Origin of the sequence: Sinorhizobium terangae (assembly GCF_009601505.1) — a bacterium.
GTDB lineage: Bacteria > Pseudomonadota > Alphaproteobacteria > Rhizobiales > Rhizobiaceae > Sinorhizobium > Sinorhizobium terangae.
In genome coordinates this window covers 1-24,220 of the sequence record NZ_WITC01000055.1, presented here as the reverse complement: position 1 = coordinate 24,220, position 24,220 = coordinate 1, and the positions used below count along the sequence as shown (strand labels likewise).

The 24,220-nt window shown below is 58.0% G+C and carries 16 protein-coding genes and 2 pseudogenes; 4 read left to right on the top strand and 14 right to left on the bottom strand.

What is annotated here, in order from left to right; genetic code table 11:
• Positions 1-483: 483 nt before the first annotated feature.
• Positions 484-1,395 (bottom strand): recombinase family protein, encoded by a 912-nt coding sequence (locus GHK62_RS13745; protein ID WP_153439730.1) that lies wholly within the window; start codon positions 1,393-1,395, stop codon positions 484-486.
• Between the two features lie 692 nt (positions 1,396-2,087).
• On the opposite strand from GHK62_RS13745, the gene GHK62_RS13740 reads away from it, so the two are divergent.
• Positions 2,088-2,408, top strand: a complete 321-nt coding sequence (locus tag GHK62_RS13740) for a hypothetical protein (RefSeq protein WP_153439729.1) — start codon at positions 2,088-2,090, stop codon at positions 2,406-2,408.
• Between the two features lie 117 nt (positions 2,409-2,525).
• Here GHK62_RS13740 and GHK62_RS13730 read toward each other — a convergent pair.
• The 12 genes and pseudogenes from GHK62_RS13730 to GHK62_RS13675 form a co-directional block, all read right to left on the bottom strand.
• A pseudogene (locus tag GHK62_RS13730) lies at positions 2,526-3,733 on the bottom strand (IS66 family transposase); the annotation flags it as partial.
• Between the two features lie 339 nt (positions 3,734-4,072).
• Positions 4,073-4,978, bottom strand: coding sequence for a hypothetical protein (locus tag GHK62_RS13725; protein WP_153439727.1), 906 nt, complete (start codon positions 4,976-4,978; stop codon positions 4,073-4,075).
• A gap of 252 nt (positions 4,979-5,230) precedes the next feature.
• Positions 5,231-6,286: a type I restriction endonuclease gene (locus GHK62_RS13720; RefSeq protein ID WP_167528239.1), complete on the bottom strand. Its 1,056-nt coding sequence runs from the start codon at positions 6,284-6,286 to the stop codon at positions 5,231-5,233.
• 95 nt (positions 6,287-6,381) lie between these two features.
• Positions 6,382-6,594, bottom strand: coding sequence for a KTSC domain-containing protein (locus tag GHK62_RS13715; RefSeq protein ID WP_153439726.1), 213 nt, complete (start codon positions 6,592-6,594; stop codon positions 6,382-6,384).
• The gene (locus GHK62_RS13710; RefSeq protein ID WP_184109014.1) at positions 6,584-8,431 is read right to left on the bottom strand and encodes an ATP-binding protein; all 1,848 of its coding nucleotides are present in this window, start codon (positions 8,429-8,431) and stop codon (positions 6,584-6,586) included. Before GHK62_RS13710 ends, GHK62_RS13715 begins: the two co-directional genes overlap by 11 nt.
• A complete protein-coding gene (locus GHK62_RS13705; RefSeq protein ID WP_153439725.1) occupies positions 8,428-9,642 on the bottom strand; it encodes an SIR2 family NAD-dependent protein deacylase in 1,215 nt (404 codons plus the stop codon). Before GHK62_RS13705 ends, GHK62_RS13710 begins: the two co-directional genes overlap by 4 nt.
• Positions 9,643-9,749: 107 nt before the next feature.
• Entirely contained in the window at positions 9,750-13,151 is a 3,402-nt protein-coding gene (locus tag GHK62_RS13700; protein ID WP_153439724.1) for a TM0106 family RecB-like putative nuclease, read from the bottom strand.
• 119 nt (positions 13,152-13,270) lie between these two features.
• A pseudogene (locus GHK62_RS13695) lies at positions 13,271-14,965 on the bottom strand (ISL3 family transposase).
• A 143-nt stretch (positions 14,966-15,108) separates the two neighbouring features.
• A complete protein-coding gene (locus tag GHK62_RS13690) occupies positions 15,109-15,585 on the bottom strand; it encodes a hypothetical protein (protein WP_153439723.1) in 477 nt (158 codons plus the stop codon).
• 197 nt (positions 15,586-15,782) lie between these two features.
• Positions 15,783-16,472, bottom strand: coding sequence for a GTP pyrophosphokinase (locus tag GHK62_RS13685; RefSeq protein WP_153439722.1), 690 nt, complete (start codon positions 16,470-16,472; stop codon positions 15,783-15,785).
• Positions 16,469-17,488 (bottom strand): hypothetical protein, encoded by a 1,020-nt coding sequence (locus GHK62_RS13680; RefSeq protein WP_153439721.1) that lies wholly within the window; start codon positions 17,486-17,488, stop codon positions 16,469-16,471. Before GHK62_RS13680 ends, GHK62_RS13685 begins: the two co-directional genes overlap by 4 nt.
• Positions 17,489-17,622: 134 nt before the next feature.
• Complete coding sequence (locus GHK62_RS13675; RefSeq protein WP_153439720.1) at positions 17,623-19,080, bottom strand: caspase family protein; 1,458 nt, start codon at positions 19,078-19,080, stop codon at positions 17,623-17,625.
• Between the two features lie 932 nt (positions 19,081-20,012).
• On the opposite strand from GHK62_RS13675, the gene GHK62_RS13670 reads away from it, so the two are divergent.
• Both GHK62_RS13670 and GHK62_RS13665 read left to right on the top strand, forming a co-directional pair.
• On the top strand, positions 20,013-21,047 hold the full coding sequence (locus tag GHK62_RS13670; protein ID WP_210253344.1) for a hypothetical protein: 1,035 nt from the start codon (positions 20,013-20,015) through the stop codon (positions 21,045-21,047).
• 29 nt (positions 21,048-21,076) lie between these two features.
• Positions 21,077-21,325, top strand: coding sequence for a hypothetical protein (locus GHK62_RS13665; RefSeq protein WP_153439718.1), 249 nt, complete (start codon positions 21,077-21,079; stop codon positions 21,323-21,325).
• A 101-nt stretch (positions 21,326-21,426) separates the two neighbouring features.
• Here GHK62_RS13665 and GHK62_RS13660 read toward each other — a convergent pair whose 3' ends face one another.
• Positions 21,427-22,830: a hypothetical protein gene (locus GHK62_RS13660; protein ID WP_153439717.1), complete on the bottom strand. Its 1,404-nt coding sequence runs from the start codon at positions 22,828-22,830 to the stop codon at positions 21,427-21,429.
• Between the two features lie 355 nt (positions 22,831-23,185).
• On the opposite strand from GHK62_RS13660, the gene GHK62_RS13655 reads away from it, so the two are divergent.
• Positions 23,186-24,220: IS110 family RNA-guided transposase (locus tag GHK62_RS13655; protein ID WP_153439716.1), on the top strand; the 1,035-nt coding region annotated here is incomplete at its 3' end.

Here is a 24,220-nt window from a genome sequence, read left to right as displayed (position 1 = left end):
CGACTTGTGCAGCGGTCGCTGTGTCGCTTTAGGAATAGTTGTTTCGCACACCTGGAGAGACCCAAGGCGGATGGATCAGCCGTCAGGCGTCGTCGCGCCGTTTCCGGCCCATGCGCCCCGGCCGATTCCACTAGGTCGCCGACGCGCGGGCAGTCTGGACCTCGGCCAACATGCTGCCGCGCACCATTCTCGTTGGGCTCCGCGCCGGTTTATGTTGGCCGCGCCGATGGATCTGGTCCAATCGAGACGGCTGGCTCGGCACGCCGCTAGGCTTTCATCGAGCGTGAGTTCTCTACGCTCCGGGAGTTCATTGGAGCAGCCGTCCACGGCGTAGGCGAGGGCAGGGTATCGGCTCACCGATTCGGATAGCCCAGGGCATCGAATCTCCCCTCTGGCCGGCGCAAATTTGGCGCGCGGCGCGTGGACGACATTTTCCACAGCGCTCGCGTAATAGGCAGCTCGCCCGCGCCTTGGACCAAGCACTCATAAGCGGATAAGCCCGAAGCGACGCGCTTCCTCCAGCAATGCCCTGACGGAAGACGGTTGCCACTTCCGCCCCCCACGTGGCGGTCGCTCATGCATCTGATCCAACTGGGCAGCAATGTCGCGCAGCGACAGATTGGAATCGGCGATCGCGATTGCGGCAACCAGCCTCATCAGTTGATGTTCAGCCGGCCGACGCGGCGATCGAGCGAGCAGTTCCGGTTCAGCGAGCTTCTCACGCACCATTCGGTGGACAGCCCGTCGCAAGCGTTCCACCGTCCAACTGTGACCCCTACGGTTGAGGACACGCACGACGTTGTCCCAGCTATGCTGCGGACGTAGCTGACGTACCGTCGGCAGCCACGTCTGCGCTGACGAAATCAGCTCATCGAGGTAGGCTCGCTCGCGAGCGGCCGAAACCGAACGGATCGCTTCCGGTCGGCGTTCGCGAAGCCCGGGATTGCCGGGCATCCTGCCACGCGCCTTGGCGGCCTTCATGCCGGATTTGGTTCGCTCCGCGATGAGGGCACGCTCGAGTTGGGCGACAGCTCCAAGCACCTGCAAAGAAAATATGCCCTGCGGCGTGGATGTGTCGATTGGATCGCGCAGAGACCGGAAGTGGGCGCCTCGCTTTTCAAGGTCTTCTATGACGTCGAGCAAATGGCTGACGGATCGGGCCAGGCGATCAAGGCGAACGACGACGAGCACGTCGCCAGCCGTGAGATCCTTCAGCAGTTTCGCAAGAACCGGCCTCGTACGCGACGCGCCGGATCCGTGTTCCTGGTGAATGCGATCGCACCCGGCCGCGCGCAATTCGTCAACCTGGGCATCATTGAGCTGATCGTCTGTTGAAACACGCGCATATCCAACCAGTCTTCGGGGCAGGGGAGGGGGACTGAAGTTCGCGGGCATGGCTATCCGAATCTTGGAAACTTCTGTAGCGACGTTTGTACAAACAAGGCGTGCACGAGAAAAGGAACCTTTGCAAGCGTGTTTTATGCTCGAAATGGAGGGCCGTACAGCGCGAAATGGGGGCTGCAATGAGCATCGGTTCGTCGAAGGTCAGGAACTCGCGTCAGCCGCCTTCCATGGCCGAAGAACGATAAAATCAGCTGTTATAAAAGGAACCGCAGCCGCGTTTTGAGATGGAGTGGTCGCTGGGGCACCGCTCCGCGGCCGGCCGCTGGGAGAGGTCCAGTCCACGCGGTCAGGCAAATGAGTCGGCTGAACGAGTCAGGAAGGGGCCGAAAGGTCCAAACTTCCAGGCGAAGCTGCCGATCCGGCACGCCCAAGATTCGATGACCGGCGCCGCGAATCGCTTTATCATCGATACTGGAAACTTATCGATAGTGATGGATCGCGAACATCGCCGTCCGGATGACGGAAAGATAACCGTACTTAGCTTCCATTTGTGAGATTTGCTTAGTTAATACAGATAGGTAATTATTCGTGAAGGCGACCACAGCGACGTAACCGGGGGTACGTGGGGCAAATTGGGTGGCGGGGCTGGATTTTCCTTTGCCGGAGGATCTTGTGGGTTGTTCGTGCAGGGCGATTGCGTTGGCGCATGTTCGGGGCGACCATCGTCATGAGTGGAGGCCAGGATGCACAGGATCGACCTTGACGCCTTGAGTGAAGCGGAGCTGATCGAATTGCACGATAAGATCGTCGATCGGCTGCAGTTTCTGCATCAACAGAAGACAACTCACGCGCTGCTTGAACTGGCGATCGGTGAGCGTGTCATGTTCGAAGACAATAACGGCCAGACGCAGGCAGGGATCGTGATCCGGCGAAACCGCAAGACGGTCACGGTGCACGGCGACAACGCCCGCCAATGGAATGTCTCACCGCAGTTGCTGCGAAAAGAAAAGAGCGTTGGGAAATTGCAGGGTGGCAAGCTCGTGCCGTTTCCGAGGAAGGGATGAACGTTAGGGCGCGGTGATGACGAGGTCAGCGAGCGGCGGGATCCGTGATCCAGCAGCGTCAAGGCCAAGACGATCGCCGAGATACATATAGAATGAAATGTCGAGCTTGTGGCAGGTCTTCGGTGTCGCCGGCATCAGTTTCTGCAGCAGGCGTTCCGCATGGATCCAGCACAAGGCGTGGTTGGCGACACGGAACTGACCCGCATCGTCCGAAACGATCACCGTGTTGCCGAGCAGTCCATGGTGGCGGATCGCCCCCCAGATTGCCGCCTCCGCGACAGGACGCAGAAGCTGTCAGTCGAGGATATCGATGCCCTTGCTGACCAAATGCTCGAGGAACGCAGCCTGGTCGGCGAATATTGTGGGGGATTGGTCTTGAGCTTTGCCATGAGCGCCTGCTCGAGCCCTTGCGCCTTCAGCCAGTTCATCGCCTCGTCATTGAGAACATAATCTTGATGGCCCGACCACAGGACGGACAGGAAATTTAGCCGCGATTTCGACAGGCTGGTGCGGAAGGTCGAAAAGCGTTCGCCGCCGATCTGGGTGGTGAAGGCGTTTCGCCGATTGTGGCGGGCGCCGGTATCGTCGACTGTGATGAAGGGCGCCGAGACAAGTCCGGCATGCAGAACCGCACTGTCTTCCTCGACGAACTGCTCAAGATCGGTGGTGAGCAGCCGGACGACCTGCCGCTTCGAGATCTCGACGCCGATGCTGTTGAGGATCGCGGTCAGGCGCGGTGTGGTGACCTGCCCCTGGGCATGCAGCGCCAGACAGGCGCGGCGCAGGTTCCGACCAAAGCCGCTGGAGACCCCTTCTGGCAAAGGCGCGACGATCACCTTGCCTTCGGGCGTCTGCCAGCGTTCGCGGCGGTAGTTCACGAGTTCGGCCGCAAGCACCAGATCGCGCACGAAGAAGCTCTTGTAGCCTTTGAACCGAGAGCCTTCAGGCGCATCGGCCCTCAGTATCACGGTGCGCGTGATCCGGTTCCTGTCACGCTTGGGGCCGCGTGGCGATTTACCAGGGGCACGATCACCGTTACCGGGTTCTGTCGCCTTCTCCATGCCGGACGGTCGAAACGGCGGACGCGGCGGCAGGTTCTTCAGGCGGGCAATCTCGTCGCGCAGTTGTTGGTTCTCAGCCTTGAGGCGTGCATTGTCGAGCCGAAGCTGGGCATTGTCTTCCCGCAAGGCTTCGTTCTCGGATCGCAGTGTTGCGACCTCTGTCTTGAGCGCTTGCATCTCTTCCACGAGCCCGCCCACCAGCCTGCGCATCGCCACAAGCGACAGCGTCTCAACATGCTCGACAGAGGGCAGCCTCTTCTTCATGGCTGGAGGGAATCATGATTTGCCCAATCGGCGGAATCGGCGCCAACGCTCTTTGAAGCCAAGCCCGAGCATTATGCACAACTAACTGAATTCCGGGTGTCGGAGCCGCAGCAAGAACACGCTCTGTCAGCGCATGCCGCCCAATTTGCCCCACGTACTAACCGGGGTAACCGGGGCAGATTTGTGGGCCGTGCCGATTCACGCGCGAAGCGCGTCGCGATGTGGATCAGACCATAGGGTGAAGAAGTGCAAGACGCCGGCGTCGGCGGTAGTCAGGCAACGTCCAGCCGATCGTAGGTGAGGGGAGCCGACCAGTGCCGTGGCTGGGCGGTCTAACCGTCATGCGGGAGATTTGATGATGTGGAGAAGGCTCAGCGCGCCGATTTCTGGTTCGCGCTCGAGGCGGATGATCTCCGGCTCAGTATCAACCGCGAGGCCGCCGTCCGTGAAGGTGTAGATGCTTTTGGCTTGGCCCTGCAAAAAGAACGCTGCGGTGGTGTTCCCCCGAGGAAACGCGGGTGGACCGAGCGACGGGCGATCGTGGAAATACTTCGTGTAGGTCACGGACATAAGGGCGTCTACGATCTGCACCCAGTCTCGAGCGGCAGAGCCGGGGGTGGCGTCACGTCCGGCCGTTCCGAAAATCATCCTCACGATGAACCTGCCGAGTGACGGGGCCGCCCCCACCGACCCCGGAACCGAGGCGGGCACCATTTGCTTCCAACTCGGGTGTCTAGGCGGATTGCTCCAGTGGCGGTCGATTATGCCGTACATACCCGATGTCAGGCCCCGGCCACCGCGGTGCAAATCTAGCCCCTTCAGCCCATATATGGTTTCTTCGAAATCAAAAACCGGCCACCGTGTAAACAGGTCGAGTTGTGCCTTGTTCTTGGTGCCGCTGATTTGCACGGTTCCCTTTCTAGCGGCCATCTTAGCCTGGACCAAAGCGGCTCGCCGACGGTTAAAATCGTCCACCACCACAAGAAGGTCCGCCAACTCGCAGGGGCTTCCTCCCGCAACGGGACTCTTAAAACTGACCTGGGGCGCCTTGTGCGTGAATACTGCGCTGACCTTCAAGCGAACTCCGTGCGGTGTCGTGAGCTTCCTCCAATCCATCGCCATCTGCGGTATGCCATGGAGCGTGACAGCGGCGACCAGGCCTGGCTCGGTCCGTGGTGCTTTGATGGAGAATGGAGCGCCGCGCGAGAGGCTGTGAGAAATCGCGGCATCGGCCGCGCTGACCATCGGACTGTACAGGGAGCGGGGGAGCAATTCGCTAAGCTTTCGATCGGATGTTAAACGCTGAAATGGCGGAGTGGTGCGAGATCCGCCGTAACGATAGGGGCTCGCCCGCCGAGTTTGGGGGCCAGCTAGCTCGGGGGGCAAGAGCCACAAAGACCCAAAAGGTGGGCAGCTACGACCGCTGGACTCCGCCAGAAAGTCCTGGGGGAGCGTTGTCATCGGCATCGATCTTGTGAAGTCGCGGCTGGCTCTGCGCTATTCGCCGGAGTACTTCTTCGCTGTAGCTCGGAGCCGATCACTGTGATCGTAGATCTGATCGAGAGAGTCGACTATGAGCCGTTCCTCCGCCTCACCATCGAAAAGCCCGATGTACTTGACCGAACGATTAAAATGTAGCCGCGCCAGCGGCTTGCGGTTGTTATTGTCGATCAGGATGCCGCAGTAGGATTTTTGGTCGCGCATCACGATGCGCTTCGGCGAGATCGTGTCTCGGACTATAGCCTTCACGATCATGTATCCCTCACGCTCCTCTTCGGTTGTGACGACTTCGGGCTCTTCCTCGACGGGTTCATCAATCCTTTCGATGACCTCCTCGGTATCGGCAAGTGCGCTGGAGAGCCGGTTCTTCACCGAGTCCATGATCACGTCACGGAAGGCAGTCCTGACTACGCCGGTCAGCATCTCCTTTACCTGGGCTGTGATCCTGCCCTCGTAGACATTTCCGGCGACGAGCCGCACGAAGTCTTCGGAAGGCTCTTCGATAAGCTTGGAGATCACCTGCTTGACACCGGACGTGTACTTCAGCCGCTCGGCGGTCGCGAGTATGGCGGATACGTCGAAAGAGACCTTTTCGAACTTACGCAGCTCGGTCACGATCCCCGCGTTGAAATCAGTGACGTCAAAGACGAAGAAGGGCCGGGCATCGAGCTTGTTCGGAGCTTCGAGGTCCGTGTAGAAATTGAACGTGCGGCCGTTCGTCAATATGGCGAACTTGGCGTTCGTCACACTGAAGTAGCGATAGAGCTGGTCGAGATGCTTCTTTTCCAGTGTTACCGAAATCGGTTTGCACTCGATGAGGATTCGGATTTCGCCGTCGATCTTGATCGCGTAGTCGACCTTCTCGCCCTTCTTGCCCACGGCGTCGGCCGTAAATTCCGGTATGACCTCGGTGGGATCGAATACTTCGTAACCAAGGGAGCGGAGAAAAGGCAGGACGACGGCCGTTTTCACCGCCTCTTCGGTTGCCATGGTGCTGGAATGCGATTTGACGCGCTCTGATATCGCCCGCAGGCTCTCTTCAATCGTAGACAATGGGCCCCCCCCAACAGATTCCTCAAGCTAAAGTTGCCGATAGCGTCCTTGCCGTCAAGGGCGGTCCCCGGGCGGGACATCACCGTCGACGTGCATCAGCCCACCCGTGAATACGGGTAGAAATTCCGAATGTTGAGATAGAGATACTGTCCTTTGGATGGGGCGGTCAGGAACTCGTCGTAAACGACCTGACCCACATTGTAGTACTGATAAACGCCACCATTCAGAAACTCGACTTCTAGCGTTTCTGTGGCTTGGTCGTACCCGATTGACACGACGGTGCTGGAAGCTACGGGATCACGTATCATTGTTGGATTGTTCCTCAGCCAAGTCCGAAACCAAATGTCTCTCGATCTCAAGGTTGCGCGCGACCGCGATCGTACTCTGCGCACGCCAGGACGCGACGACTCTGTCGTACCCTTCGGCCACGCGCCTTGTTTTCCACGCGGAAGCGACATCGGGATCTGCACTCTTGGGCAGGTGCTCCTCGGGGGGCAGGAATATGCGGGTCCTGACAGGAAGCCGTGCGGCCTCTCCAGCAATGATGGCTTCGCCCGTGCGTAGCACCGGTAGCAAGTCCATCAGCCCGGAAAGATTGTCCGGCAGCGCGCCTTTGACACGTCCGCGATCCGTCGGGTTCGTCAGCCTGAGTGCCACCAGGGTGCCGCACTGAGAGAGGATTGTTTCGTCGACTTCGGACGGCCGCTGCGAAACCACCATCGCTCCGACCCCATACTTGCGCCCCTCCTTCGCGATCCTTTTGACGATGTCGGCGGCAACATTGCCCCCCTCTGGGGAGACATAGCGATGGGCTTCTTCCATCACGACAAGCAAGGGCCGGAGTACTCCGCCTTCTGTTTTCTCTCGGCTCCAAAACAAGGCCTCGTACACGATCCGCAAGATGCAACCGATCAACCTGACCAATACGACGCTTGGAACCCCGGAGAGATCGAGGATGGTAATTGGTTTGTCGTGACCCAGCCATCCAGCGAGAAGCGTATCGAGGTCCTGCTCTGAAACGCCCGCAAGGTCCGGCTCCCATGGGCCGGGGTGAAGGATGAAATCGAACCGTCTATCTAGGAGACGCGATCGGAGAAGATTGAGCTGACGCCGGATGCCCTTGGCCGCTTGATTGATGAATGGACCGGCGGCTCCCATGGCATGCGGAACGTATCGCGGCGGTGTAAGTGTGTCCGCGTCTCCAGGCTCCTGCAGCGCCGGTTGATCTCTTTGAGGTCCAGTAAAGGTTGCGGTTTCGAAGTCGATCAGATCGTACCATAGCTGTTTCAGGGAGAACGGCACGGGTGTGTCGACGGTCAACGACTGTGTGTCGAGCCCCGCCAACGGAGCGGCTGTGAGTCTCTGGAGCTTCAGCTCTTGGATTTTGTCGGTGAAGGCGATCAACTGGTTGTCATTTAGGCCACCGGCAATGAATTCTAGCAGTTCTCCGGCCTCGAGCGCCCAGTAAGGCACATGGAGGGGGTTCTCCCCAGGTTGCGGAGTCGCGCTGAAAACCTTCGCGAGGTCGCCCAAGGCTGACGCATATTCGCCGTGGATATCGAGAAGCAGAATGCGTGAGGCCGAGGAAGCCGCCGCTTCTCCCGAACCAACAATCGAGCGCAGCATACTCGCTACCGTGGTCGACTTTCCTGACCCGGTCGATCCAAGAACCGCGGAATGTCGGGTAACCAGCGCATTGAGCGACAGGCGAACTACGATGTTCTCGGCACTCGAGAGGGTACCAACCGCTACCTGTGTGTTGTCGACTCCGCCGTATATGCGTTTCAGATCGGATTCCGTGACAATGTGCACATTGTCATCGACGTTCGGATGCTGGCTCAGTCCTCGCTCGAAGTTGCTTCCTATCGCCTCGCCTGCGAGTTCAACTCGCATCCATCTCGCGGCACTTGGGGCGTTTTCTCTCACGTTTTCGGGAGCGGCCGTGGCGCCGACTTCAGCCACGACGCCAAACAAGTCCTGGTATCCAAGAGGGATGCGCACAAAGCTGCCTACTTGTCCGACCCGGTAGGTGTGCCCTCCGATGATGGCCATACCGGATGCCAATGACTCGGAAAGCCGGACGGTAATGGATGCGCCCGAGACCGCAGTCACCACCCCCAGAAAAGTCGGGTCAGTGGAGCTCACTTTTCTTCGCCCCCAGTTGATTCCGAGCTTACGGCTTCTACCTCCACACGAGCGATGTCACTAGAATAGGAGAGTGCCAGAAACCGGCAGAAGGTTGCGAAATCACCTAGCAGGAACATCGGGTTCTCGCTGTCCCATCGCGGTCCCCAAAAGCTCTTTCGAATCTCGCCCCAGTTCTTTGGAGCATCACCAAGCTTCCATTTGCCCGCGACACCGTTGATTACCGCGCCGTCAGAAGCATACACGGATACATTCGGCCGATCGTAGGCGAGTTTGAGGGCGGCTTCCTCCTGTTTCAACGTCATGAACTGGAAGGCGATAACGGAGCTGTTCGCGTTCACTGCAAGCGCCTCGTCGAGAACGGCGCAAATGTGGGCATCCCTGAACGAAAAGCCGGTAGTAAGAAGCAGAGAGTCGGGTGTCATCAGGAAGCGCTTCAACCGCTCAAAGAGAGCTGCATACGGCTGCTTCTGCGTCAGGTCGTATTTGAGGTGGTCGGGGTATATAAGCTCGTTGTAGTCGTATCCGCCGGAGCGCACTACGCGCTCTCCATCGACTTTCCATCCCAAGGAGCCGTGGAGTTTCCAAAGACGCGCCCACCGCGCAGGGAGATCGTCTCCCGCTACCGTGACGGGGTCAAAAAAGGGAGCGTGTCCTCCGCTGAAGCCGTCGAAATACGGGACTTTTGCCGCTTCGAAAGCGGTGTCCAACAAGAGATCATAGTTCGTGGTAAAAATTTCGACAGAATGCGGCCGCTGCGTACCCGCGATCCACGAAATTAGTTCGTGATACGCGCAACGCTCGCTTGGAAGCTTGGCGCCAACGATGCTTCCAATGGCCGCGCAGACCTTTCTGCCTAGTTCCTCGTACCCGTTCCCGTCGAGGCCGTTAACGCAGGTGTCGCCAAGTGCCTGTTGTAGAAGTCTTATGCGGGTAAGTATGCTCTCTATGTTGCCGCCGGCCGGAAGTGCCGCTCTTATGGCGTCCGCCGCAGTTTTGTCCACGCCCGTCAGGCCAGTCAGCGCCTCCGTGGTTAGGGCTTCAACACCCGGGATCAGTGGCTTCCCATTCGCGGAAAGCTTCCCTTCGCCATCCACGCGAACGGAGAGTGGAGCGCCCGCCCCAATCAGAATGCCGATACGCTTCCTGCCTTGCGACAGTACCTGCCTGAGGTCCGCCAGGAAGCGATCGGGGTTATGCACGGATTCCATGGAAGACTCGCAACTTTATGGAGAGGCCTGTCGATAGCCAGTGAACGGGAATGTCGTATAGAGACTGTTCTCTTCGTTGTGTGGATTCGAAACGGGAGTGAAGACCATCAGAGCTTTACCGTTTCGGCCATTTCCAGATATCGGCAAAAGGCATTCGCAAGTTGCATCTGCCGAGGCGTCTTGCATTCAACTTCAAAAAGATCAGGTGAGGCGACGAGGATGGCCATGCACTTCGCCCGGCTGATGGCCACGTTCAGACGGTTTGAGCTATAGAGAAACTCCATTCCGCGAGGGGCGTCGGAGTGGCTAGAAGTGGCCGTCGAATAGATAGCGACAGGCGCCTCTTGGCCTTGAAACTTGTCCACGGTGCCGACGTGGGCATTCGGAAGGCGTTTCTGGATCTCAAAAACGTGGGCGTTGTAGGGCGCGATAATGATGATGTCCTCCAGCGCCAGCGGTCTGGATACACCCTTACGGTCGGTCCAGCACATACCGGAGGCAAGCAGCATATTAACGATCCGCTCGACCGCGGCTGCTTCTTCGAGGGAGCGCGACTGATTGCCAAAATGGGCGACCGGCACAAAACGCAGGCCAGTCCCCGTGAATGGCCCAGACGAAGTCGTCGATTGAGCCCGACAGTTGTTCTCGGACTCGAGCTTGCTCTCGTAGAATAGCTCCGAATTGAAGGCGGTGATGTCTGGGTGTAGCCGCCACGTTTCCGCCAGGAACAGACCTTGGTCCGGCAAAATTGTCTTGTGGCCGCAAAGAAGGTGGTCGAGTGCGGACACGTCCGTTCCATCTGGGTGGGACCCTTGGGTCGGTTGCTCCAGCTGCTGCGGATCCCCAAGTAGCACGAGCGACGGCGCTGCCTGCGAGACGGACAGCACATTGGCGAGCGACATTTGCGCTGCTTCGTCCACGAACAGCACGTCGACGCAGCCAGCGGCATCCTCGCGAGCCCAAAAAAACGAGGTTCCTCCCAACATCTGCACTTCGCCGGTCGCGATCGCCGTGACGGCATCAGCATTGTCCGTGTAGAAGTGGATAGCTTCCGTGTCTTCCGCTTTCGACGAGAGCTTCTGGCCGGCCTGTATCTTTCTGCCGCTTCCCTTCGAGACCTCCAAGGCCTTGTCGATCAGGTTCCGGATAACGTTGTGGCTGTTGGCCGTGATTCCAACCTTCTTCCCTTCTTGGATCAACGTGCAGATCATATGGGCGGCCGTGAAAGACTTACCTGTTCCTGGCGGCCCCTGGATTGGAAGGACGCCGCCCTCGAGCAGCCGAGCAATTCTGGTCGCGCAGGCAAGAGTATTCTCGCCGTCTATATGAAGCGCGCCGGCGACCCGCGGGCGGTGGCGGATAAGGAGATCACGGGCCGCTTGGTACCGGCCGCTTCCCTCGATGCCATGATCTGCGACGTATTCGCCAAGCCTAAAGAGGGAGTTCTCCTGTTCAGCCGTGCCGATGTGGGTGTGAGCGAACACCCCGTCTGGGTGAAGGTCCGCCGTCCGCCTGGTCTTCTTGATGTCGATCGTTTGCCCATCCTGCGAGATCGACACCACTTTGCCGAAGGTGTCCCCGCCAGCCGCGCGCAGATCGTCGTCGTCCCGGATATCGGTGTCCTGCAGATCGAACTCGTACCGGTCCGTGGGGATGCCGGTCTTTGTTTGATCCACCGTGCCCACAAACCGCAGACCTCCCAGCCCTGCCTTCTCGTCCAGCAGCTCTTCGGCTGTCAGGTCGCCAAGCCGGAAAAACTCCCACCAACTTGCCTTGGCCTCTCGTCGATGCCAGTCGAGGCAATGGGCAAGAATCCACTTGCCGTGTTGGGCGGGGGTTCTTTCTGCCTGGTCAACCGGAACATCGTCAATCAGCCTTCCAATGAGCGCCGCGATGCGTGCCTCACGCTCAGACACGTCCTCGCTTGCGTCTTCCTTTTCGGGCGGAGGACGGTCGATAGTGATCCCAGAGGCGACAACATCCGTACGCAGCTGCTCCAGCCAGTCGCGCAAGGCTTCCGTCGATCGACAATCGTCATCGTTGTAGGTGGCTACAGCCTCCTTAATCTCGTCTGACACCGAGACAAAGTCATTGACCTGTAGCGCCACCTGCAATGCCGAAAGTGCAACGTTCGCCTCCTTCAGGGGCATGGCGCGGACGAACCCGTAGAACGCTTCGAGCCTCTTGATGGAGTAGCTTTCTACACTCGCGCGGACTGCGTTACGGACCACCGCGTAGAGATCGACGAGGACGCTGCCGCGCAACAGTTTGTCCACTTCGCTTTCGCGGGTAGCGTAGCGTCCCATCAGGCGCTTCAATGCTCCGGGCTCATATGGCGCATAATGATAGATGTGAAGGTTCGGGAACTGCACACGGCGGTCGGTTACGAAATCCATGAACCGTTCGAAGATGGCCTTTTCCGTGCTCCGGTCGAACGCCCAGTCGGCGATCCGGACGATTTCGCCTGCCTCGTTGCGGTAATGGTACCCGAACAGGTATTCGAGCCCATGCTCACCGATGAACGGGTCGCCTTCGATATCGAAGAAGATGTCACCGGCCGACGGTTCCGGAAGCCGACAGAGCCCGGTGTCCGGAACTACTTCGAGGACCTCGTATCGCAACTCGCCTGCTTCGCGCGCACTCACTTGGATACGCGCCTGCGCCCTGATTTTTTCGAAGCTCGCCGAGGAGCCTCTGTCGGGCTTCCATGGGAACGGAGATGGAAGGTCCGCCAATGACTTTGTTGTCGAAACGGAGTGCGCACGCAGGTCTGCCATTTGCGACTTGGAGATATTCGCGACGAGGGACAGATGGTCGTCCTTTCGCCAGCGAGCGTCGCATGTGTCCGACCACCGGCAAACGTCGCAATGTTCGGTCGGTTCCGGGTAGTACTCCCCCGATCGAACGTTGGTGGCCTCCTCAGCCGCGCGGCGCGCCTTTCTGAAAAACGCGCCGTAATCCGCAACGCGGAAGACTTGAGGCACGAAATCGGTCCACGGCACCACAACATAAACGTTTTCTGGGGCGATCCCTTGCATCGACCTGAGCAGATCGGCATAGAGGCTGAGTTGAAGCACCGTTCCGGCTTTGGTTTCACGAGCGAGCTTGGTGTCGATGATCTCATAGGACCACGAACCCAGCTCACTCGGCTGTTCAATCCTCCGCAGAACATCCGCTCTACCTATCCAGCGCCCATCCCGAAGCGCCCCCTGGACGATGATAGGTTGGCCGGATCGCATTGCCTCTAACGTGGCAGCAACGGTGCCGTCATTGACCTCGACGCCGGGGATCAAGGTTGCTTCCAATCCCTGACCCTTGAGATGTTCGAGGAACTCGGCTTCGTGCTTCAAGCCCCGCTCTCGGAGGATCTCGAGCAATGGGTCCCACCGAGTAGGTTTCGCTAGTACGCCGTCTGTCACTTGAAGGTCGAGTTCCGTCAAATGGCGACAGTTCAGGTGGCCAACCAGATCATGCGCGCTGAGGATGAGTTGAGTGCCGATTCGCTGCATCATTCAACTGTAAGAGGTGGGGAGGGCGTTGTCTAATGCGCGATCGGATCCGCAGCAATTTCTCTCAGGCGCCGCTCTGACTCTTTAAGTTCGGCACATGACTTGTGCCCGGGTCTTTCTCACCTTGTGTGGTGATGATTATTGATGAGCGGTAGCATGCGCGCTCTGAGGAGCTCCGCGCCCGCTCTGCCATACATCGCACGTTTGATCGTCTTCAGGCGGTTGATCTGGCCTTCCGCCTGGCCGTTGCTCCAGGGGAGTTCAATGGCGTTGCGGACGGCGCCGATGTCACGGTGCAAGACCCGCGCGAACCGCACCATCGGAGCGAGCCCGGAGCTGACGGCATCGTCGATCCAGATGTCAAGCTTGCTCGATTCGCCGCTCCGGAGAATGCCGCGAAATCGCATAGCAAGGCTGCGCATAAGGGCAAACTCATGTGACCCCTGCTTCAGGGCGTCCGCCTTGCTCGCCTGATTGATCGTCAGCATGCTTCGCGGCTTCATGCAAAGGGCAGCCGCGACCCGGCGAGATCACATGGCCGGTCTCCGGATCCCGTATCGGGATGACAGCATCGCGGTCCGATTGATGCGGTATGATCGGAGCCGGCGACGCACTGTCCTTGACCGACCTCTCGGCGCGGCGCCAGCTTGCGAGAAGCCGCTCGAGATTCGAGAAACTGCCCGTGTAGCCGCGCTGTTTGATATCGTGGAACAGATGTCGTCCGCAGCGATTGCCATCTTTCCAGCACGCGGCGAGGAATGCCTCGAAATATAAGGGCGATGTCGGCTTCAACGCCGACCTTCGCCGGTCGGGTGGTGTCTCGAAAGTCAGCCATTTCGCAATGCTGCGCCGGCCGTAGCCGGTGCGACGTGCGATCTCCGAACAGGCCAGACCCTCCTTGTGCAAGGCGTGCACGGTATCGAAGACCATCTGCCGTGATTCTCGATGAGCGTGGCGAACCGGCGCCGGTGCGCTGCATCAACCTGCGGATCCTCCTGAATCAGATCGATTTGCGCGCTTCCGGTGTTTTTATCCGGCAGCAAAGCTCGTCCCGTGGCGCGGCCGGAAAGGCTCATCTGCTCCTCGATTGCGACGCGCAGATTCTGCATGAGATGGAACCGATCAGCCACCTGACGCGCTTGCGGCGCTCCTTCGCGGGCCGCTTGCGCGTAAAGCCCGCATCGGTCTCGGCTCACGATCTCGACAGAAGGGTGCCGCTCCAGCCATTGCGCGGCACTTGCCACGCTCCGGTCGTCAAGGATATCGACAACCGAACGGCGCTCCAGGTCGACGATCACCGTGCCGTAGCGCCAGGATCGCCGCCAGCTCCAGTCATCGATGCCAACGACCCGGATCGCAGCGTCGCTACGCGCGAGCGCGGCATCCCGCTTCAGCTGCCGCAGGATCGTGTCGTCGCTGACAGCCATGCCGAGCCTTCGCATCAAGCGCTCGCCAGGACGACCACCTGCACTGTGGCCGAGCAGACTGACAATCTCTGAGACCCTCCTTGTCCGGCGCGCATAAGGGGGAGCAATCGTCGGAAGTCGATCAGTAAACGTTTGTCGTTGACAGTTCTGGTGTGCGCACCGCCAGCGGCTCAACCGAAGCTTAACCGTTACGGCCTTTCCTTGGACCGGCAGATCCTGAACGCTCCGGTTGGACCAGCCATGCCGATTTCGAATCCGCCGGCCGCAATCAGGGCAAATGCTCAACCCTGGTCCGGTAGCGGAAACAACCCAACTGTCATCAGCAGTGAGCGCGACACCCAGGACTTTTGCCCCTGGGCCGGGCGACCATTTTGTTTTCGTTTGCATGCCCGGCCATAGCGGAATCACGTCTAACGGTGAGTGAACCACGCAAAGTGAGGAAGACCCTAATTAAATGCCAAGCGACATCTGCTTTGGGTTCAGCGTTCCCCGCTATGGAAGTCGCGAAAATTAGCTCGATCCTTTATCCGTCAAGCGGGCTCGAGCTGGTGTACCGCTTGGCCGGCGAAAGCCGCGTCTCCTACAGAAAGCCTCTTGTTGACATAGCCTTCCAACTCAGTCGCGTGGTTTTCGCAGCCCTTCGCCTGCTTTCGTAAAAGCGAAATATGGTCTGATAGCTCTTGGGGCGTACACTGACTTAGGGGAACCAAAGCTCGCTCGCCGTTCCTGCGCACAGGATAGGACTTGACCAAACGGGTATGGCCCGGGAAAACCATTTGGGGCGGTGCAGGATCGTCGCTCATGCCAATGCGCTTCAGCATTTGCGTTACAACGCTGACCAATTGTTTCTTCGCAAAGGCCTTGTAGAACTCGGCATGCGGTCCAGTCAGGGGCCTGTTCCTGAAGGCCTCTTCTACAATTTGGCTAGGTTGAGCAATTTGACCGGCGTCGATCCGCTGTCCAATTATCTTGTGCAATTCCAATGACAGTGAATTATCTTTTGCCATAAGGATAACCCTGCGAATTTATTATCTTCGGATACGAAATTTTCATGCTGTAGGCGGGCTGCCCTGAGACTCAAAGTTCAACTGGGCAAGACCGAAGGTACCGATTAGCCACGAATTCGGATGATTGTCAAAGTAAATGTTCTTACTTTGTTCGAGCTTACCCAGCGGAAACAATTTTGGTACGGGTGTTGGATTACTCATCCAGAGAGTTGGACCCTACATCCTTCCGTGGCATCAAAGCCTGTTCCGGCGGCATGCTCCCCACAAGTGTTAAACGGCAGGCCGTGAAGTTCATTGAACAACTCATCGAATGCACGGTCGGCGCCCCACGCTTGCGCAGAGGCGAAAGCAAGCAGACGGTTTTGGTCAGATGTTAGACCGCCTCCTTCTGGCTTATATCCGAGATCGTGGTTTGCTTCCGACCAAGCATGCTGGAATAGGGTCTTAACCTGGATCTCGAAGAAGTTGGGGACAAGTTCTTTAGGCCAATCCGGCACTATGAGCTCCGCCGGAAATAGGCATACTGAATGCCAGCCGAAGTAGCCAAACTCCCATTCTGATGCTGGGACGAGATCTCTCGACTCGACAGGTCGAAGATAACGCATCAGCACCTCACGGACGCTTTCCACGTCGGATTTATAGAAGACCGTCACGCGGGCGCCGATTTGATCTTGGATCTGGTCAAGCGGATACTCATATTTCGGGACGCTCCGGTCCGTCATTTTTCCCGCCTTCGCGACAAACCGATCCACGCTCTTGGCCCGTGAGCTAATCCGGTCAATCCGCTTGTGACCACTTAAATGCTCCGTCAACAGCGCGGAAAGTGAGGCAGAAAGCGGTAGCAGCACCTTCTCGTAGCGAGCCCGATATTCGTCCTCGATCGTCACCTCTGCACCTTTTCAAGCTTCTCGCTAATGACTCTTCCGGTCGCTGTGTAGGTGACCTGGCCGTCTGCGGTCGGCTCAGTATGAGCAAACACCTGATCGAACTCAGTGGCTGCAGCTGTCAATATCGCGCCGGAGTGCAGTTCGACGGACTTGTAAGGTAATTGGCGATTGAATTCTTCGGCGCTGAACCGAAACTGCTCGTTCAAAAGTCCCTGATGTCGCATCTGCGCCGTGATCGCTTCACGTGAGCGCTGGGAGAGGCCGAGGCGAGCAATAAATTCGTTTGCAGTCATCACCTGATCGTTGAGACCAGCCCCAAGCGTCGCGGCGGCTGTAATTTCTTTTTTTATGTCAAGGTTGTCAGTCGCTTTCGCTGCATTCCGCATGGCCACAGCCAACACCCGGGTGCCCGTGGCTGACGTGGTCTTGAAGTCGGAATCTAAGAAATCTGCTATCCAATAACGGGAGACTTCCGTCTCGCTACTATTGATCTGTCGATCGACAGCCTTGGCCATCCAGAAGCCGTGATCCGTGACTGTATCTTGGTACAGCACGGCCTTGTAGGATCCAACGCTTCTGAGAAAAACACGTTCGACGAACTCGACGCTAAGTGCCTCTCGGTTCTCATCCGCCAGAATGCCGCTGTTTGCGGCAAAGCGCGCGATGACGATCTTGCGCTGGGCACCCACCACGCCCGTTGCGAGGAAAAGGAGACCAAGCCCTGAGCGCTTCGTCGAATAAGCTGCCAGGCGCGTCGCCAGAGGAAGTCCGGTAGCGACCGACGGGGCGCGAGCGTAATCAAGCAAAAGAGCTCGGCAAGGATTTAAGCCAACTCCCTCTGTCGGCTGATTGAAGGCGATGTCGATCGAGCATTCGCGCTCCGATTTTAAATAGATTTCACTGAGAAGTGTGAAAACTTCTCCCTCTAGTGGCACGTCCGTGCCGCTGATTAGCCGTGGTTCAGCAACACCCTTGTTCGGATAAACAAGGAAGGTTTGAAGATTTTCAATAGTCATGCCCGCTCCCCAACACGGTATTACTATCAGTCCGCTCTTCATTTTGTAAACGGGGTCACCTCGTAGGAAAAAAAGAAAGTTAGATAACCAAACGCTAGGATGCGTAGACTTCAGCGGCCAGCGGTCGTGATCAATCAAATCATCCAACGGACGAGCTGGCCGTAAGGGAATCTGAGTTGTAGAGGCTGCCCCACAAGGTCCGGGTAGTTCATTTTCAATCGTGAAATTGGGATCGCGGCTTGGCTGGATAGCTTCTGGCGAAACTTTTGCTCGCTTATTGTTTGATAGATCGGTGCAATATTTGGGTCCTCCTCGTCCGGAAACTGGGGAGCTAGAATATTGCGCCCGCCGGCCATGATTCCCTTAACTGCGGGGACAGCCTGTCCGGCCTCGATTTCCGTCAGGACATCGACCGCGACGTCAAGATCGAAATCTGGAAACGCGTGAAAAGACTTACCGGTTTGAACGAGGCACTCGGCTACGAATTCGAGGCTGTTGCGTAGATCGGGCAGAATAGCGATCTCAAATACCGCGTCGAATCGCTCCGTTTTCGGCTCCATCCGAACCTTTCCGGCGCGATCGAAGAATATCTCGAACAGAATTCCGTCAAGCACGGCCTTTCGCTTGCTTGGTGGGAAAGGAATGGTTCGATTGACGAACTGGTCGATAAAGGTGGTCGCGCGCCGCGCATCGCCTACCGAAGCGGAATACAAACCGCGCCCCGCCAAGAAGCACTCGTCGTCAGTCATGGCAATTGCGGCCATTGCATCCAAATGGTCGGCGGCCCGATTTTGATCCGGCCAATTATGCGAGCGCAATGCCGAGATTAGCGCGTGGCCGGGATTTGCGGGATCGGGGATAAATATACCGTCTTGAACGGCTTGGCTTGCATAGTTCGTTGTGGGAATTCTACGACTGCGATTGAAATAGAACTCGGCGACGAGTGATGTGTGTTCCCACGGAACCTGCTCGTTCGTCGAGGCGGCGGCAAGCGTGGCGCGGACACGCTTGAACATCGTCTCAACCGGACAGACGGCATCGATATGCTGAAGCAACGCCTCGGTATAACGACCATTCGAGCCAAGTCCGTCCAGTGACTTCTGTCCGGGAGATGTAGAAAAAGCGATTAACGTACCGCGCGGCGCACTTATCGGTGCCAAGCCACCTAATCCGCCAGAACGTGACCAGCCTCCGTCCCAGGGATTGTTCCGGCACGCATCTAAAATAATGATGTTGGTTTCCGTGCGAGCGCCGTCCATAAGGGAGACGACATAGCTCAGCTGCAGCGAGTGGTATTCGGTCGATGCCTGATTCGTGTGATCTGCATCCAATCCAACGAGGTAGTTTTCGCCTTTAATCTGTACGCCATGGCCGGCGAAGTAGAACACGCCTGCTCCTTCTCGTGCCAACGACTTGCCGAAGTCGAGGGCTGCCTGCTTCATCTTGTCAGAGGTTGCGTCTATCAACTTTTGAACCGCGAAACCATTGCGCGTCAGAGCATCGGCTATCGAGTTTGCGTCATTAACTGCATTTCTAAGCTCATACGCACCGTTGTATTTTCGATTGCCGATAACAAGTGCCTTACGCGTCATTCGGTCAGCTGCCTTTCCTGGACTGTTGGTCGTCGCTTGCCTTCAAAGAGGACATGAGTTTGTATTGTTCGTGCTCCATTCATGCATTTAGACCTGTGATGGATGTGTCTGGAGGCGCTCACGAACCAGTTCTTCCAGGTTCTGTGCTCGCCACGACACAAATTCACAAATGGCCGAATGCTCCTTTGAATCGAGCGCAACGAAAGACCCTATCTTCGAGACGATGTTTTCTACTTGACTATCAAGCGCAGCGGCCCAATTGGACGCAATCGAAAGCATTTTCTTCCGCGTGTCGTCGTTGGTCCAGGAAAGGTCAGTGTCTGCAGTAGACCGGTTCGCTTCGGTCCCCGCCTGTTCAGGCTCTCGACGGTCCATCCAAGTCCGTGAAAAGCTTGGTCGTGATCGAAGGGAATGAGATCTTCACCGAGGCAGAACATATTTCGATCAGCCCGGTCGGCGTTCGCGATGAGGCTGTCGAAGATGATGATCTTGATAAAAGCTTCTGAGTTGGATCGGCTGACCACGGGACGATAGGATTGCTTGATGATCCTCGTGGTGCATAATCTGGAAGGCAACTATCCATGCTCTGTCCCGAAAGCCGCATTTGCGGGCAAAAATCAGTCATTTTAGCCAGGCCAGGACTTTCCGCCCCAATTGAAGTAGGGCAGCGGCACTGCCTGTCCTAGGGAACGCCCATCGGTGATCCGCTCGGAATGATTGCGTGCACATCCTCGACGCTTGCGATCGCGCTATTGATTGCATGCGCGGTTTCGCCTACGGTTGAGTTGCTCTTGGCATGAGCATGGCACTCGCCGTTCCTAAGCTGCTGGCAGCACTGCTCTTACATGTATCGGAATCCTTTCAACAACCATTCGGGCTTGAAAGGCGGTTGGCGAGTGACGCTTGCGAATCAAGCCAGGAGAATGGCTCTGTTGATTGGTAATGTGCGTCCGACGACGCTCGACGGTATTAAAAGGCTCGCCTCGCAGCTTCGCAAAGAGCAAGGGATCAAGCACTCGCTTGCGCTAGATCTTGCTGCTAGGGCAGCCAATTGCACGAATTTTCGGAACGCGCGACGCGTGTTCAATGCGCAGGCTGAGATGACTTCAAGGCCATATGTGCTGCTGACCAGATATTGGCTGGATAAAGAGCTACGGCAAAGCGGTCGAGAAACCCTCAGAATCGACCTCCGAAAGTCTCTCCTAGAAGTTTGCGGGAAATCCGAGCTCAAGAAGGTTCGTGGTTTTGGAGAGCTTCGACGGGTGTCCGACGATCACTTCGTATGTGATATGGTCGACCCGTCGCAGAGCTACGCACGCGCGCGCCTCTGTACCGCCGAACGCTCACTTCGCTTCATGGAGCACACAGGCCTTCTTCCATCGCGCAATCTCCGCAAGGCTTATCCGAATGGCTCAGTCGAGGATGAACTGCCACACAGCGATCACGCGACCCTATGGGTCGACCCGGAGAGAGGACAGTTCATTCTGATTGATGAGCCCTACGCTCGAGCGCCAGATGAAGCGGCGCGTGCTGCGTGGGCGATCCGTACCGGCTGGCGAGTTTTGAAAACGTCCTGGCCGGGAATGTACGGTCCGTACAATTGCGAGCTGCACGTCGCGACAGATGGGCGCTCGGGCTATGAGCTTGAGGGACTCGTGGCCAAGATCGAGGCAATGCCCGCACCGCTCGTCGAACCAGATTGGCCGGGGGAATCTTCATACTCATGGGATACGTTCACAAGCCCGCTGGCGAAAAACGCTCCGGATGTGCGCCGCGCCAGATGCCGGGGCACCATTTATCCTGTCCCTAGCGCGACGACCGTTGCCTACAGCTACAATGTAGGGGTGTCTCAGCGCCGCCCTGCCGGCGAGCTGGGGATTGCGGGGCATATAGAGGCTGGGCGGATCATCAAGGCGGTACTCCGTTGCGTTCGAAACACCGACCCTATGGGGCATACCGGCGACTGAATTCGCTGCGCGCGACCTTAGAGGACTGGATGAGTCTCGAGATTGGAAGGGGAGTGTTCGATGGACCGGAGTTCTTTGAGGTTTCCTATACCGAGGTCGAGGCGGACGCTCCATACCGGGAAATGGCCAAATCACCCGAGGATGTTGTCGCGATGCTTACAGGCTTAAAGCAGAAGTTGAAGATTGGGTATCCCGATTGCGCGCCCCTTCGCCGCCAACTTCGTCGCATCGACATGTCCGTTTCGCTGACAAGCAATATGACACGCGCTGGCACGTGAGTGTCGCAGCGGCGGTGGACTGCATGGGTACACTGCCGCTCGCCAAAGGCGGCTGTTAAATAGATAGAAAGCCACTCGATGGCGTGAGTTTCTATCTGTCGTTATAACCCCGCCAGCCGCTGCTCAAGGGATGAGATCGATAACTGTACATGCCCTGACGAATAGTACTCGTCGCATCCCAAGAAGCTCATAAAGAGCTTCTCGAAGATCACTTGTGCCCTCAGCCGTTCCACAGCGAGCCGATCGATGTTATCGACTAACCTGCCATGCACGATGGCGTTGCGTGCGGCGATCATATTGTTAAGCCCTTTGAGTAAGCCTTGATCCTCCTGGTTCCATTGATCGGAATACCTGGCTGCCATCCGTTCTATACGTTCTTGGAGGGTCAGGGTGGGCGATGAGGCGAACCCGCGCTTCAGGTGGCCTGCCAGTTCCTCAGCAATGTCGAGGTCGTCAAGCGTCCTCTTGAGCGCCGATTTGATCGGCTTCCACATTTCACGACTGACACGGTCGCGATCGAGGTCAGAGGTCTTTTCGTAAACAGCCACGAGCCGTTCAATTGCCTCAACGCGGTCGGTCAGTTGGGCATTCAGTACAGACGTGCCAAAAGAGGCGGCGTAGCCCCAAGCTGCCGCGTGGAGGAGGCCACTTTGATCGCGATAGGCCGCGAGCCTCGGAGCCGCTTGGGCGAGAAAGTCGTCTACGCGTCCGAAGAAATCAATACTGTCGAAGTCGCGGGCTTCCTGCCTAGGCTCGACTTCTACGTGATGCCACGTGGTCGTTATTGTGTCAGAGGTGGAGACCTGCTCGGTCAGTGCCGTTATGGACTGCCGGAACCGATACATCAGCAGGACACGAATGCTGAACCAAAGGTCCTCGGCGGCTGTGATAAAGGCCTCAGGTGGCATGTCTGTAATGGGTTGAACTTCAACGCCGGGAATTTCTATCAGTTCGACTTCCTGCGAAATCCTGGAATCTTTCCGCCGGTATCCGCTAGTGAGCAACCGCAGCTTCAACCCCAGCGAAGGCACGCTTCGCCACTCCCCGCGCACGTACAGCGCGTCGGTCAGCCGCCTTGGATAGGCGTACCAGGTGGGTGGTCTTTGAAGAAACTCGTAGATGGCAGATAGCTTGCCATCAGATATTGTGAGTGTTTCCACATGTCTGTGGATCGCTAGGTCGGCGAATTTCTGAATGCCGTCGCGTGCAATTGAGGTGCCGCCTGCCCTTCCACTCCGAGTCAAAATAGCCGCACCGAATGTTCGGTGTTCTGGTTGACTGCCTCCCGAATTCGGCCAATCAGGGTTGTCGTAGAGCTCCCACTCTAGCTGCCCCACGCTGATCCCCAAGAAACGCCCATAGTCGTCGTCACCGCCGATCAGTGACATTCGGTTCCAACGCAGGAAGTGCGGATCACGCTCAAGGATTGCAGAGAACACGGAGTCGCCGCGGTCAGGGTGAAGCAGCTTAACGGTAACGGTGGTCTCGAAATCGGTTCGTGGCATCCTGCTAGTCTGACCCAACTCGGCTGGGGCAGCAATCCGGATTTCCCGTCGGCAACCCGCGAGCCATCTGGCGCCGCGGGCTGTCTTCCGAGTGGAGGCTCGCGAAACGCCTGTTCCGGCAGGTACGAGGCTGCGTGCGGCCTGTCCGCTATTGGCCCGAGCTTGGAGATAGCTGCTTTCCGCTGCTCGAGCCCACACACGGAGTGTTGCCAGGTTGTTCACGTTCTAGGCCAAGAAGATGGTGTAACGGGCGGAACCCGGCCCGGCAGGTTTGAAGGGCCGGTGGTCGTCCCTCACAATGATGGTGTCGCGGAGTCAGGAGTGGCCTGCTCCATAGCAGCACGGAGAGACGACCATGAAAGAGTATGCCGGCATAGACGTATCCCTGGAATACTCAAGTGTGTGCGTGGTGGATGCGGATGGCCGCATTGTGCGGGAAGCAAAGATCCTCAGCGAGCCCGCTGCGCTGATCGCCTGGTTCGGCGCGCACGGCGTTGCGATGGAGCGAATTGGTCTGGAGGCCGGGCCCTTGTCGCAGTGGCTCCATGCCGGGATGGTGAAAGCCGGTCTCTCGGTCGAGCTGATCGAGACGCGCCACGTGCGTGCAGCCTTCAAGACAATGCCGGTAAAGACCGACAAGAAGGACGCTCGGGGCATTGCGCAGTTGATGCGGCTTGGCTGGTTCAGGCCGGTCCACTGCAAATCTCTTGCGGCCCAGGAGGTGCGTGCGCTGCTGACCGCCCGCAAGCTCATTCAAGGCAAGCTTCACGACATCGAGATGAGCATCCGGGGCATCCTGCGCGGCTTCGGCCTCAAGGTCGGGCCGACGACGCGGCGCACTTACGCGGGGCGCATCCGCGAGCTGATTGCAGGCCATTCGACCTTGGAAGCGATCGCCGCTTCGCTGCTGAAGGTGCGCGACGCGCTTGTGCATGAGTTTGCAGGGCTTGAGCGCCAGCTGCGCGCCATCGCCCGCCAGGATAACAACGCACAGCGGTTGATGACGACGCCAGGCGTTGGTGTCCTGGTGGCGCTGACGTTTGTGGCGGCCGTCGATGCGCCGGAGCGCTTCCGCTCATCACGCGCGGTGGGGCCGCACTTCGGATTGACGCCGAAGAAATATCAATCGGGCGAGACCGATCATAGCGGTCGCATCTCGAAGATCGGCGATGGGAGCGTGCGCACCGCGCTCTACGAGGCGGCCAACGTCATCCTGACGCGACCGGTCAAAGGTTCCGATCTGAAGCGCTGGGCGTTGGCGGTCGCCAAACGGGCCGGTCCCAGAAAGGCGCGCGTGGCGCTGGCCCGCAAGCTCGCGGTGGTGTTGCATTGCCTGCTCAGGGACAGAACCAACTTCATTGCTCATAAGGGAGCGCCAGCCGTGGCGGCT